Origin of the sequence: Neptunomonas sp. (genome assembly GCF_016744175.1) — a bacterium.
Taxonomy (GTDB): Bacteria; Pseudomonadota; Gammaproteobacteria; order Pseudomonadales; family Balneatricaceae; genus Neptunomonas.
Genome location: NZ_JADGEV010000008.1, coordinates 50,812 through 64,511 on the forward strand (window position 1 = coordinate 50,812; position 13,700 = coordinate 64,511).

At 42.5% G+C, this 13,700-nt stretch carries 14 protein-coding genes and 1 riboswitch; of the genes, 1 reads left to right on the top strand and 13 read right to left on the bottom strand.

Annotated elements, in window-relative coordinates:
• Positions 1-83: 83 nt before the first annotated feature.
• Positions 84-301: riboswitch (cobalamin riboswitch) on the bottom strand.
• Positions 302-476: 175 nt separating this feature from the next.
• Together QZZ55_RS05225 and QZZ55_RS05230 are read right to left on the bottom strand one after the other, a co-directional pair.
• On the bottom strand, positions 477-2,120 hold the full coding sequence (locus tag QZZ55_RS05225; RefSeq protein WP_293266056.1) for a fatty acid--CoA ligase: 1,644 nt from the start codon (positions 2,118-2,120) through the stop codon (positions 477-479).
• A gap of 334 nt (positions 2,121-2,454) precedes the next feature.
• On the bottom strand, positions 2,455-2,832 hold the full coding sequence (locus QZZ55_RS05230) for a hypothetical protein (RefSeq protein WP_293266058.1): 378 nt from the start codon (positions 2,830-2,832) through the stop codon (positions 2,455-2,457).
• A 243-nt stretch (positions 2,833-3,075) separates the two neighbouring features.
• Here QZZ55_RS05230 and QZZ55_RS05235 point away from each other — a divergent pair, with 243 nt between their 5' ends.
• On the top strand, positions 3,076-3,624 hold the full coding sequence (locus tag QZZ55_RS05235; protein WP_293266060.1) for a thioredoxin family protein: 549 nt from the start codon (positions 3,076-3,078) through the stop codon (positions 3,622-3,624).
• Positions 3,625-3,771: 147 nt separating this feature from the next.
• On the opposite strand, the gene QZZ55_RS05240 is transcribed toward QZZ55_RS05235, so the two are convergent.
• From QZZ55_RS05240 to QZZ55_RS05290, 11 genes are all read right to left on the bottom strand, one after another.
• Positions 3,772-4,113 (bottom strand): DUF805 domain-containing protein, encoded by a 342-nt coding sequence (locus tag QZZ55_RS05240; RefSeq protein WP_293266062.1) that lies wholly within the window; start codon positions 4,111-4,113, stop codon positions 3,772-3,774.
• A gap of 328 nt (positions 4,114-4,441) precedes the next feature.
• The gene (locus tag QZZ55_RS05245; protein ID WP_293266064.1) at positions 4,442-5,134 is read right to left on the bottom strand and encodes a hypothetical protein; all 693 of its coding nucleotides are present in this window, start codon (positions 5,132-5,134) and stop codon (positions 4,442-4,444) included.
• A 243-nt stretch (positions 5,135-5,377) separates the two neighbouring features.
• Positions 5,378-5,998 (bottom strand): LysE family translocator, encoded by a 621-nt coding sequence (locus QZZ55_RS05250; RefSeq protein WP_293266066.1) that lies wholly within the window; start codon positions 5,996-5,998, stop codon positions 5,378-5,380.
• Positions 5,999-6,077: 79 nt separating this feature from the next.
• A complete protein-coding gene (locus QZZ55_RS05255; protein WP_293266178.1) occupies positions 6,078-6,890 on the bottom strand; it encodes an AraC family transcriptional regulator in 813 nt (270 codons plus the stop codon).
• A gap of 191 nt (positions 6,891-7,081) precedes the next feature.
• Entirely contained in the window at positions 7,082-7,579 is a 498-nt protein-coding gene (locus tag QZZ55_RS05260; RefSeq protein ID WP_293266068.1) for a YqiA/YcfP family alpha/beta fold hydrolase, read from the bottom strand.
• A gap of 1 nt (position 7,580) precedes the next feature.
• Positions 7,581-7,871 carry a hypothetical protein gene (locus tag QZZ55_RS05265; RefSeq protein WP_293266070.1) on the bottom strand — a complete coding sequence of 97 codons (291 nt, stop codon included), beginning with the start codon at positions 7,869-7,871 and terminating at the stop codon, positions 7,581-7,583.
• A 102-nt stretch (positions 7,872-7,973) separates the two neighbouring features.
• Positions 7,974-8,285, bottom strand: coding sequence for a DUF3817 domain-containing protein (locus QZZ55_RS05270; RefSeq protein WP_293266072.1), 312 nt, complete (start codon positions 8,283-8,285; stop codon positions 7,974-7,976).
• 257 nt (positions 8,286-8,542) lie between these two features.
• Complete coding sequence (locus QZZ55_RS05275; protein WP_293266074.1) at positions 8,543-8,956, bottom strand: GNAT family N-acetyltransferase; 414 nt, start codon at positions 8,954-8,956, stop codon at positions 8,543-8,545.
• A gap of 195 nt (positions 8,957-9,151) precedes the next feature.
• Positions 9,152-10,783 (bottom strand): GMC family oxidoreductase N-terminal domain-containing protein, encoded by a 1,632-nt coding sequence (locus tag QZZ55_RS05280; RefSeq protein ID WP_293266076.1) that lies wholly within the window; start codon positions 10,781-10,783, stop codon positions 9,152-9,154.
• 29 nt (positions 10,784-10,812) lie between these two features.
• A complete protein-coding gene (locus QZZ55_RS05285) occupies positions 10,813-12,204 on the bottom strand; it encodes an aldehyde dehydrogenase family protein (protein WP_293266078.1) in 1,392 nt (463 codons plus the stop codon).
• 86 nt (positions 12,205-12,290) lie between these two features.
• On the bottom strand, positions 12,291-13,655 hold the full coding sequence (locus QZZ55_RS05290) for a glutamine synthetase family protein (protein WP_293266080.1): 1,365 nt from the start codon (positions 13,653-13,655) through the stop codon (positions 12,291-12,293).
• Between the last annotated feature and the right edge of the window lie 45 nt (positions 13,656-13,700).

Below are 13,700 nucleotides of genomic sequence, written 5' to 3' on the forward strand. Positions count from 1 at the left end.
ACAACCGCAAAGCATGAACTAGCCAATGGACTAGAGCAGAAAATACAGAAATGTGCTGCCGTTGCATTAGCCCTCCGCTATGCCGACTGAGTAGTGTTTGAGGCCGGTCTCCGGACTTTCGAGAGGATGACTATCCCAACATTACGCCTTCCCATGTATGACACAGTGGCTTTTGTAATGTCTTAACTCGATTACCGTTGCGGGGGCAGTGTTGGCTTTGCTTACAAAAAATGCAGTACGCACCAACTTCCCGTTTAAAATCCTGCTTTACAACAGGATTACCAAAAACTGAGTGCATTCTAGGGAGATGAATCGGTGGGGTCAACATCAAAAGTCATGAATAAATTTAACGAACTATCACGCTCTATTCATCTATGATTTTTATCAAGACGGACAAAAAACAAGCGCGTAGGACGCGCTTGAAAGAAGGTGAAGATTATACGAACAATTTACGTGCTCAAATTGCTCGTGCTTTATCAGCTATCAACTTGATCACGAATTAGTTTTTTATTTATCTTACCGACACTGGTTTTTGGTATCTCATCAACAATCGTGACTCGCTCAGGAATTGCCCATTTAGCAATTTGACCACTCTCAACATATTGCTGAAGATGCTGCTTAATATCATTAGCATCAATAGAGTGCCCTTCTGCGGGAACAATCATCGCAAATGGACGCTCACCCCATCGGGCATCGGGCACACCAACAACCGCCACCTGACTAACAGTACTACTCTGGCTAATTAGGTTTTCTAATTCCAGAGAAGAGATCCACTCACCGCCGGTCTTAATTACATCCTTGATGCGATCTTTAATTTCTAACGTACCATCGGGTGAGATCGAAGCCACATCACCAGTATGCAGCCAGCCGTTTGCCCATAATTCATCACTCTTTTCGGGTTCTTTGTAATAGCCCTGCGTCAACCAAGGCGCACGTACAACGACTTCACCCATTGCCTCACCATCATGGACAACTTCGTTACCGGCAGGATCTACAATACGCAAATCAACCAAACCAACCGGCACACCTGTTTTAATCCTTTCTGCCATTTGCTCTTCCATTGGTTGAGCAAGGTCATCATGGTGTAGGTATGTAGCCGTTAATAGCGGGCATGTTTCTGACATTCCATACGCGGTATAAAACTGAATACCACGCTCTGCCATATGCTTAGCCATACCTAAAGTAGGTGCGCTACCACCGGTCAGCATCTTCCAACCTGTTAGGTCTGTAGTCTTAGCCGCATCACTATCAAGAATCATTTGCAGCACAGTAGGTACGCCATGCGAGAAAGTCACCTTTTCTCGGGCAAACAATTCAACCAATTTATTAGGTTCATAACGACCTGGATAGACCTGTTTAAGTCCTAGCATTGTTGCCGCATAAGGAACTCCCCATGCATGCACATGGAACATCGGAGTCATTGGCATATAAACATCATTTGAGCGCAATAAAGGCTGGCCTTCGTAGCAACCTAACGTCGCGGCCATATTTAGCGTATGCAACACTAATTGGCGGTGTGAAAAGTAAACTCCTTTAGGGTTACCTGTAGTACCGGTAGTGTAAAAAGTGGTGGCTATTGAGTTCTCATCAAAATCCGGGAAATCATATTTATCTGATGCTTTAGCTAATAAGGCTTCATACTCGCCCAAGGTATTTAAACTGGTGTCTGCCGCAACGGCTTTATCTGATAGTTGTACATAACCTCTTACACTTGGAATTTGCTCACCAAACTGCTCAGCCAACATTAAAAAATCATCATGCACCAGCACATAGTTATCTTCGGCATGGTCCATCGTGTATATAATTTGATCTAGACTCAAACGGACATTCACATGATGCAGCACAGCACCAATCATCGGCACTGCAAAGTAAGCTTCTAAATAACGATGACTATCCCAATCCATTACTGCCACCGTATCACCTGCCTGCACTCCTGCTTGCGTTAATACATTGGCCAACTTAGAGATACGCTGGTTGAGTGTTTTATAGTCATAACGTAAAACATCACTGTAAACAATTTCGTGATTGGGTTCATAGCGCTGGCCAGAAAGCAGCAAGCTTTTAATTAACAATGGAGATGGGTGAGCATTTTGAGAGGGAGTGAGTATTTTTGTTTTCATTATCTAGGCCTGTTGTTTTTATTGTGTCCTTCTGAAACCGACGTTTTATAGCCAAACACGTCGCTCAACAAAGAATAAGTAGATACACTTATTCTGGTCGTATTACAGCCACACTCACAATAACAAAACAGGTCAAAGTTGTAACATTTTTATTCAGTGATTTATCGGTAAGCACAATAAACGTAGATAACCACTGGACCACTACCCTTCCTAAAGCATATAAAAAGCTGCTTTTTGTGGCACTAAAACGCAACCACAAAAAACAGCGAGCCTCACGGCTAACCTGCTGATTTAACGCATCAGCACGAGCGCAACACCTTCTAGTAGTTCCCCGTTAAGGGGGAGGCGACAGTGGCGGTGAAAGAACCGCTGCCGGATCAACTGGGATTTTAACCCCAGTGCTTGCATCGTAAGGAAAACCCGTTGGTATAATATGCACATTCGTTGGGCAGCTAATTAACGCAGCTAGACCAAGAATCATTCCTTCACCTCCCGCGCCATAGCCACCCACAGAGATAGCCTTACAGCCAACAGTCTGAGATCTATTAATGGCTAATTGAAGTTCCTGAGCTGCATCAGCACCCGTAGCGGATGATTCGCCAATGACAACAAAACTCTTGGTCGGGCCCGTAGACACGGGATTATGTTGGCATCCAGTAATGAAGATAGCCGAAGCTATGAGTGACGCAACGCCTATTGATCTCGTATTCATAATTACCTCCAAAGATAATTTGATGATACTTATCGCATCGTTATGTGGTTATTAACTCAGTCGTTAAAATTACTTATTTAAACACCTCCTGTTTGCCAGTATACAACATCCTAATAAATTGTATTTTCTTAGCTATATATGACCGGACCCTACCAACTTTGTAAATAAGTAAAGATGACAGTATCCGCAATACCGTACACTAAACCGTATCTAGAACGTCACTAATAATAAAAGGAATGCCATATGCTACTGAACACTCCCCTCTGTGATTTTGGCTGGCAAGCAGTAAACTTCACACTAAAAGACCCTACTGGGCGCTCTTTTGAAATGAAGGACTACTTAGGAGACAACGGTCTACTTATCGCCTTCATCTGTAACCATTGCCCTTATGTAAAAGCGATAGGAGAACGGTTCGCTCAAGACACAAACGATCTCATGGCCGAGGGCATTAATGTCATTGCGGTAATGTCCAACGACTATCATCATGTTACTGCTGATAGCCCTGAGAATATGATTCGTTTTGCTGACAATTATGGATTTAAATTCCCCTATCTTATTGATGAAAACCAATCAGTGGGCAAAGCTTACGGCGCCGTATGCACGCCTGATTTTTTTGGATTCAATAAAGGTGGCGGTTTGCAATATCGCGGCAGACTCGACAATGCCAACATGAAAAACACAACTGAACGTAGTAAAGAGCTCGTCACTGCAATGCGCCAAATTGCTGCAACCGGTAAAGGCCCAACTGAGCAGTTTGCATCAATGGGCTGTTCTATTAAATGGAATGAGTAAGACCTATTAAATGAACGTGCTACTAACTGTACTAAGGTTTGTTCAACATGATGAAAAATCATTATCGCTTTAAGACGACCAAAACAATGTTTTGGCCGTACCCACTTTTATAGCAATTGGTTCAATGCTTGCTTATGTTTCTGAGTGTTATGCAACCTTGGGATTAGTACCAAATTTATTTTCTTCATGACCATCTTGGACTAAGAAAACAATCAAAATGATAGCTCCTAATAATGGAATAATTGCTATTAGCTGCCACCAGCCCGTTCTACCCGTATCATGCAAACGTCTTGCAGCAATACTTATCGTTGGAATAAACATGGCTAGCGCATACAGAGATGACAACAGCATAGTCCCAATCAGTGAATCAACCACAGCCAAAAGCACATAAAAAATCATATAGAAAAGAATAAACATCCAATATTCTTTTCGTCGTGCTCGGCCAGTAAAGTCTGCGTATTTTTTAAGTGCTCCGGTAAAGTATTCCATATTTAACTCCTTGTTTTTAATTAACTCAATCCAATGTGCATTTCACACTCAACACGATCAAAACAATCACTTTCGTCTAGGCTCACCCCACAAAAATGATAATTTATCGCTGTAATGTATTTGATTAGGTAGATGATTTCTTATTAAGCGTTGAATTACTGATATTCACTACAAGCAGACCAGTTCCTAACATTTTTATTATATCTGTTTATATGTAATACCTTCTATACCCATACTGCTATTCTCTCGAATTACTTTCAAACCCAGTATAGATCTCGCACGAATTATTGAAGCAAGTATGCTTCAATAATTTTCAGGTATTTACCGGTTACTGTTTAGAGGTGTTGGAAAAAGCTAGGATAATACCCAAAACGACTCCCAGTAATGCTGCAAACAGAACCCGGTAATCTCCAGGTAATAGGAAGGTAACCGTATGAGCCGGTATCCAAAATAATGGGATGGTTTTCTTCAATACAAACGACCATTGCTTTTGCCAGTCCATCGTTGTCAAAATATACCCAATGTCTATCGGTCTAACTAAACTGCGGAGTTCTCCATCGTATAATTGAATATGCATATCGGTAACCTTGTGCATCGTCATCAGCCACGTACCAAACACCAAATTAATACTGAGACTAATGGCAAATGAGACGTACAATTTTTCAATGCTAAAAGGTCCACCCAAAACTGAAGATGCATCGGGAAAACCCAATAGGTACATAGCAGCAGGAACACCAACAGCAAAGATCGTAAAGCTAAGTTTTACGAAAATGCCAAATACACCCCAAACAATAGCTTTTGGTAACACACCAAACTGTTTCAAGTTGTAGTTACCCGAAGCAATTCGTTGTCCGATAACCTCACCAAGAGTGGCCAGCACAGCAAACTTTAAAAAACTCGCTAGTAGAGGGTAATCATTGCTGGCCTGTTTAAGTAGAACAAGTGGACTAATAAAAAGCGATACAAGTGCTATAGGTAAAATCACCGCTAACAAAAGGATATAATCTTTACGTGTAAGCATGGCAATAGAACCCATATGAATTTTTAAAAGTAGACCATTTTTCAGATGTTCTATTTAAGCGCGAATACCTTAAGAAGAAACAGTACTGATAAGGAAAAACACCATCAGCAGATCGGGGTTAATAGACACAGTCCGAAATTCACTCAGCAAATGCATTACATCTTAAAATGCCTACCTGTTACGCAATTTAGAGTGTGAGCATTTCAACATTTGTAATGATTTTTCGGGTTTTTTAATACTACGTCAAACAAACTGAGACCAAATTTGATTATCGGCCATGAGCCAAATAGACACACCTAACAAACAACACGCATAAAAATAATTTAACGATCTCTCATAGCGCTTGCTACTGGAAACCCGACCTAATAGCTCACCCGCTTTCACCCACAGAAGATGGATTGAAATATTAAGAATGGCTAGCCAAACAACTAATACAATAATTCCCCACTCACCAAACGCCACCTGTGCCTGCTCTGAAAAAAGAGTAAACATCAAGAAAACCATTAACCAACCTTTACTATTCAATACTTGGATAATCAAACCATCTAAAAAGCCTAAACATTCTTGATTCTTACTGAGTGTATTACTATTACTTTTAATGAACTTCACAGCTAAATACATAAGATAAATCGAACCAATAGCTTGTAGAATATTCATGATACTTGGATAAGAGTTAACAACCTGACCAAGCCCATAGCCAATGATGACCGACTTGATGATGAATACTGTATCTATACCTGCTACTAATGGAATAGAACGTTTGAGGCCAACTTGCGCCCCTGAAGCAGCGAATACAATATTTGCTGGACCTGGGCTAAAAACTAAAGGAAACATAACACCTAACCACATGATAAATAAGCTCATACTGACAACCTCCTAAATTTGAGGTTTCAAGTTTAATTGAACGTATAGGGGCTATCTTGTACGAAATTGAAAGTTAAACTCATGAACACATATAGTTTGAGGGAGTCACTCCAAAAGCACGCTTAAAGTTCCGGTTAAAGTGGCTTTGATCATAAAAGCCACAGGTAAGCGAGGTCTCAACACAACTTATGCCTTCAGACAAAAACTGCTTAGATTTTTTTGCTTTAACAATTAACAGAAATTGATGCGGCGTGATCCCAAACAACGCCTTAAAGCTATGAATCAACTGAAATTTAGTGCTGCCAGTTACAGTTTCCAGTTCTGCGAGTGATGGATTTCGTTGCCAATTATCTTGCAAGAAATCTCTCGCGATATACGCGCTTTTGATATCAATATTTTTTGCATAGCTAACTGATTTTATTGAGCCATACTGTTTAAAAAGTCGTTCTAACGTTAAAGTCAGCAAAGAATCTTTTGTGAGATCAAAACTTGACCTCTCTAGCGACAGATGTAATTGCAAAAGATCATTAAACAAGAACATGTCATCTATAACAGGCTTATCAATGACGGGGGCAATGGGTAGATCAATGTTTTCAAATTGCTTAGATAGCGTCGGCAAATCAAAATAGAACATTCGGTATCGCCAACCGGTTGACGCACCAGAAAAGCCTGTATGAACTTCAGAAGGGTTAATCGCAATAATATGATGCTTAGGAACCAGAAGGTTACTCCCTTTATAAAGTAACCCCTCTGCACCATCTTCGATAATGCCAATGGCTAATTCATCATGCCAATGTTTTGAAAACTCAAACTTGGTATAACTCGCCGACAGCAGTTCAACTCCGGGTAAGGTCTGATTTCTCCAAATTTTGGATTTTTCCAAAGCCAACACTTCCACAAAAAAAACATTCTGAAAATAACGGTCTTATTAGCAACGCTAAACAGCAGCGCTTCCCTATCATTAGTAACACTCGCCGTACATTAACTCCACTTTAAATCGCTAATAAAAGACCTGCCGTACGCTCATGTCAGATAAGAAGCACAAGAAAACAGACGTTGGCTTATCATCTTTACCTATAGCCATTACCCTGAAATATGAGAAGCAAGAAACTGTGAAAATAGCTTTTCAACAACATCAATAGAAGAGTTAAGCCGGTGATCTCCAGGAATCAAATGCAATGAGCAGTTCATGTTTTTTGCAAATTTAATGGAGCTTTCTGGTGGAATAACATCATCAGACCAACCGTGAACAATTTCTATGCAAGCTTTACTCGTATAGTTTTGCTTTTTGTCACCTGACACAAATAGAGCGGGTGCCAATAAAAACACCCCTATTGTATCAAGCCGTTCTGCTGCAACCAAAGAGACGTACCCTCCCATACTTGACCCAACAAGCAAGAAGTCATCTTCTTCATCATTCAATAGGTTAATAAGACGTTCAACCCTAAGGTCTGGGTCTAGAATATCGGAATAATCGATGCTATCGACGCTGTAGCCATATTCTTTAGCAATGCTGGCGAGCCTTTTTATTTTACTCCCCCAAGGGCCACTCTCTTTCCCATGTGAAAAATATACTTTCATATCACGCCGTCTTTTTAATTTGTACGCCTTCAATTGCCATCACAGAATTAGCATCCGCACGCTCTATAATTTTAAGCAAAGCAGATTGAAGAACCTCATTTTCTCTAGCATCCGTTTCACTCGCAAAGCGTTGCTCTTGAACGTCTTCGCTTTCGCTCTGGGCAAACTGCACAACCACCTCAGTTGCACAATCCGAACTATCACCAAAATACGTCAATGTGATTTGAGGGTAGCCCTTAAAGCCTTTTTTGACTTGCTTAGCAATACGTTTTTTAGCTTTATCTATATTCATAAAAATCCTTATCACCACGAAGCCTGAGAAAAGTACAGTACCGTTGCTGGCGACGAAACACATTGAGAAGTAATCACTCAGTGAACAGGAACATAGCCAGCGTTATACATCGCCTTGAACAACGAATTCTGTCTTTTCTTCATTTTTTCGTATTTCTTTTTGTAAAAACATTTCAACGGGTACAAAAGCAAAAGGGATAATAGCGGCAAGAATTATCAGGAGCCAAACAACGACAGACCAACCTTGTTTATGTGAAGCCAGAAATGAAAATACTAAATACAGAAGAAACAAAACACCGTGCCCCATCCCAATGGTATACACAAGTTCTCGACTAATAATTTCAAGTGAGACACTCAGTATAAGCAGAAACGAGATTCCCTCTAACAGACTTGCTACTCTAAAAAGCTTTAACATCTATGACCTATTCAAATTTATCATGTGCATATTCTGCCCTAAACATAGGCAAAAAACTGTAGGCTAAAAAAAGAACTCTATTTTGAACTGTCGTTACTTTACCGTAAAATGGATTTTCTTCATATTGATCTAAATTACGCGCTGTTCATTGAGAAATTATTTCGACTTAGTCCCTAGACTGCTACGTAGCAGCAGTCCAACATCAATAGTGCGAATGATGCCATAGAAAAAAGCTAGCGGCACATACAGAAAATCCGCTACAGCTCCTTAACCATAAAATATTTACAGCCTGTTTTAGGGTATCCCTCTTGAACCCATTGAGTTCTATAACCATGTTTTTCATAAAATGGCATGGCTTGAAAATCTAGCGTATCCAGAAGGCATTTTATACAACCACGCTTTTTACCTGAAGCTTCGATTTCGTTTAGAATTTCACTGCCTATATTTTGACCGCGCAATTCATCTGAAACCCACAATGTACCTAATAATAACCAGTCCCCAAATGTTCGAGCTGTAGCACCAGCAATGATTTCACCCTGAGTGTTTTTAATTTGTACTGCTAGAGGAATTCTTTCACTAACTTCCCAGTTAGCCCAGTTAAAATCAGCAATTTTTTTATCAAGATAATCTATGACTTCTTGTTCTGGATTGTCTAGTACTTCAATTTTCATTAATTCTCCAACTCATCGGGTACTGTTAACATTTGTATACCCGAAGGTCTGTGAATTACCCACCCTAGGTATTGATGCACCTAATTATTTATTTAGTCTCTGAGGCAATACAAGCTACTGAGTGAATAGACTACATAGAAAGCAAAAAAGCCCTCATTACTCAGTAATGAAGGCTCAGTTCCACCTGTCCAGTAGCTAACCAGACAGCTCTGCTAAGATCATCCCTGCGCCTTTCTCGGCAATCATCATTGACGGTGCGGAGGTGTTACCACTTATTAAGGTCGGCATCACGGATGCATCCATTACACGTAGATTGTGCATCCCTCTGACTTTTAGCGTGGTTGGGTCAACCACTGCCATTTCATCGATACCCATTTTGCAGGTACCTACGGGGTGGTACACCGTCGTTGTGGTGTTGCGTAGGTACTCCAGTATTTGCTCGTCTGTTTGTACATCTTTACCGGGTGCCATCTCTTCACCACGTAGGTGATTAAAATCTGGTGATGCTAGAATCTCACGGGCTTTTTTTACCCCTTCTATTAGTATCTTTTGGTCGCGTTCATCTGCAAAGAAGTTATGATCAATCAGCACAGTGCGTGCTGTTCCATCATCGGCTAATTTTACGCTGCCAGCACTACGTGGACGTAGTACACAGGTAAATACTGAATATCCATGCCCAAGTTCAAACTTTTTGCCTCGATGGCTGCGAAATAAAGGGGTGAAATGAAATTGCACATCGGGATCTGCATCTGCAGATCCTGGTTCTGCAGTGTCGGCTAACTTTGTTTTTGCAAAACCACCTGCTTCTACATAATTCGTGGTCCACCAGCCTTTACGTGCCAACCAGTATTTAAAGGGTGCAGGAATAATATGCGGTAGTAATGTTCCAAGAGAAATACCGATTGTCTGCGATTTAGAAGACCGGACTGTAACCATGCTATCGACATGGTCTTGTAGGTTTTCACCTACACCGGGTAAGTCTATTTTACATTCGATACCCAGCTGATCTAAAGCCATTTTATCACCTATACCCGATGCTAATAAGATACGTGGTGAGAGTATCGTTCCTGCACAAAGAATCACTTCTTTGTTACAACGCAATTCTAGCGGCGTAGCATTTTTTTCTACATTTAACCCCATTACAGTATCGCCACCCATTTGTAACGATACCACCTCGGTATGTGTCATCACTGTAAGGTTTTGGCGTGATAAAACGGGCTTCACAAATGCAGTGTAACTGCTCTCACGTGAACCATTATTTTGTTTCACGTCATAGATGCCCAACCCCAGCTGCGTTTCGCTGTTAAAGTCAGTGTTTTCCGGTAAGCCAGCTGCCGCACCGGCTTTCACAAAAACCTTACATACCGAGTTTGCATCCTGCGGCTTGGTTACACTTAGCTCGCCTTTAAAGCCATGGTACTGTTCACTCTGGCTGTTTCTGTTTGCTTCCATCTGCTTGAAAATAGGTAGTACATCCGCATATGCCCAACCATCGCACCCCAACTTAGCCCAACCGTCGTAATCATTCTGGTTACCACGGATGTACACCATACTATTTATAGCACTGGATCCACCTAGCGCTTTACCTCGGTTAACCATCATTGTGCGGTTGTAGAGATGTTTCTGAGGTACACCCTCAAAGGTGTAGTCGTATGTTTTATTGCCATACAAACCAAAGATACCCGCCGGGATCGACACTAGTGGGCTTTTTCCACTCCCCCCCGCTTCTACCAAACAAACAGTGACAGAAGGGTTAGCACTAAGCCGGTTTGCAACGACACAGCCGGCAGAGCCAGCGCCAACAATGATGTAATCATAAGATTTCATGGCTTATCTTCCTCACATCAGCGCAATTATTAGTCGGTGGATGTTTTAAAGTGAAAACTTTTTGGGCGAGTTAATGCATCAAAGCCCATGGCTGACAATGAACAGCCACGCCCAGTATCTTTAACACCGGTCCACGCTAGTGCAGGGTCTAAATAATCACAGCGGTTCATAAACACAGTGCCTGTTTCTAACTGCGGCGCGATACGCTCTGCTGCGTTTAAGTCTTCTGTCCAGATACCAGCAGTTAGGCCAAAGTCAGAGTCATTCATTAGCGCTATGGCTTCATCATCGTTGGATACTTTAATGACACCAACAACCGGGCCAAAGCTCTCATCCATCATGATAGACATCTCATGTGTCACACCAGATAGCACCTGTGGTGCCATATACGCGGAGCCCGGTTGATCCAGCGTAAACTTACTGGTGTCCACGTGGGTTTTAGCGCCTGCTGATACGGCATCAATTACCTGTTTACGTACGAAGTCGGCGGCCGCAGGTTTTATCATAGGACCTAGAGTCGTTGTTGTTTCTAGTGGGTTGCCCAATACATATGCTTGACCTGCTAAGGCTAGGCCTGCGACAAGCTCATCATGAATACTCTCGTGAACATAGATACGCTCGATACTGCAGCATGATTGCCCACTGTTAAAGAAGGCACCATCTGCCAAGTTTTCGATGGTATAAGGGAGATTACAGTCGGCACGCACGTAGGCAGGATCTTTGCCTCCTAGCTCTAACCCCAGCGGAATAAACTGGCCAGCAGCAGCTTGCTCCATTGCTTTACCGCCACCAACGGAGCCTGTGAAGCACACCATGTCAACATTACCTGAGCCAATTAATTCACTGGTGGTTGAGTGATCTAGCACGATATGTTGAAACACACCATCTGGTAAACCCGCCTGATCAAAGGCATCTTGTATCCGCTCAGCAACCAATAAGGTATTAGCAGCATGCTTTAGTACAACAGTATTACCGGCTAATAAAGCAGGAATAACAGAATTTAGCGCTGTCATAAAAGGGAAATTCCAGGGTGCAATGGTCAGAATCACACCCAAAGGTTCATGGCTAATTTTACGCACAAACCCCTTTTTTTCTCCCGGGTCTAACGGTTGTAGAGAGGCTTCAGCAATAGATATCATGTGACGGGCACGCTCTTCCAAACCACCCACTTCACCTGCTCCCTGACTGATTGGCCGTCCCATTTGCCAAGCAAGTTCTTCCGCAATTCGTTCTTTCATGTCAACCATAGCGTCTACTGCCGCACTACAAAACTGACATCGCTGTGCAACTGTTAGCAGCGCCCAACTATGCTGTGCTGCTTTGCTGCCAGCAAACAGTGCAGCAACGTGTTCTGCATCGGCTATAGGGCGCTCTGCATACACACTGCCATCGACTGGCGAAATACATTGAATTTTACTCATGGCTTTGTCTCATGTTTTTGTGCTCTGTATTCAGCACTTTTATTCGGGCATTGCTGCTTCTAAGCATGTTGTTATTGCAAGCATTACTAAGCACGCTCAAAACCACGTGCTATTTCCCAATCAGTGACTCGCTTGTCGTGCTCTTTTTGCTCCCAGCGGGCGGCATGGACATAATGATCGACCACATCATCACCAAAAGCTTCACGCAACATGCTTGAGTCGTTCATTTTTTCGGTGGCAGCTCTTAGCGTATTCGGTACTTGTCTGGCATTTTCACCCGCATAGGCATCACCTACAAATTCTGGTTCTAGCACAAGTTTTTGCTCAATACCGGCAATACCTGCTGCAAGCTGCCCTGCCAAGGCGAGGTACGGATTTAGATCAGCGCCACCTATTCGACACTCAATACGAATCGCTTTTGTGCCTTCGCCGCACAGCCTAAAACCAGCCGTACGGTTATCCAAACTCCACACGGCTTTTGTCGGTGCAAACGTTCCTTCTTGGAATCGTTTATAAGAATTGATATATGGCGCGAGCAAGCAAGTCACATCATCCGCATGCGCCAGTAAGCCCGCTAGATAGTGGCACATGAGTTCAGACATACCGTGCGGACGGCTTTCATCCAAAAACAACGGATGTCCATCTAAGCTCCACATAGACTGATGCACATGAGAAGAGCTACCTGCAGCATCATTGTCCCATTTGGCCATAAAGGTAATCGCTTTACCGTGTGCCCAGGCAATCTCTTTACACGCATTTTTAACAATAGAGTGCTGATCTGCAGTAGTAAGCGCTTTGTCGTACTTTATGTTGATTTCTTCCTGCCCTGCGGAGGCCTCACCTTTGGAGCACTCAACAGCTATACCTGCACCGTAAATACCGTTACGCATGGCGCGGATCACACCCTCTTCCTTGGTCGTTTGGAAGATGTGGTAATCCTCGTTATACGCACTTGCCAGTTTCAGACCACGATAGCCAGATTCACATGCCTGAGCGTAACTCTGATCAAACAAGAAGAACTCCAGTTCGGTCGCCATCATAGGCTGGATTCCTAATGCGCTTAAGCGCTCAATCTGCTTACGCAAAATTGCACGTGGCGAGTGAGGTATTGGGTTGTGATGATGGTCTAGCACATCGCATAATACTAATGCGGTTCCTTCTAACCATGGCACACGGCGAAGCGTACTCATATCTGGCTTCATTACATAATCACCGTAACCGGCTTCCCAACTTGTAGATTTGTAACCCTCTACTGTTTCCATCTCTAAGTCAGTTGCCAATAGATAATTACATGAATGTGTTTCTTCTACCGCATGATTGATGAAGTAGTCAGCATGGAAACGCTTCCCCATCAGGCGCCCTTGCATATCAACCATGCAGGCCAATACTGTATCGATGCTTCCTGTCGCAAATTCTTGTTTTAATTCTTCCAGCGTCAGCATAGCGTTCATCAGGTTTCCTCTTTAAATCGGCTAAATTTGGGTTATAGGCTATAC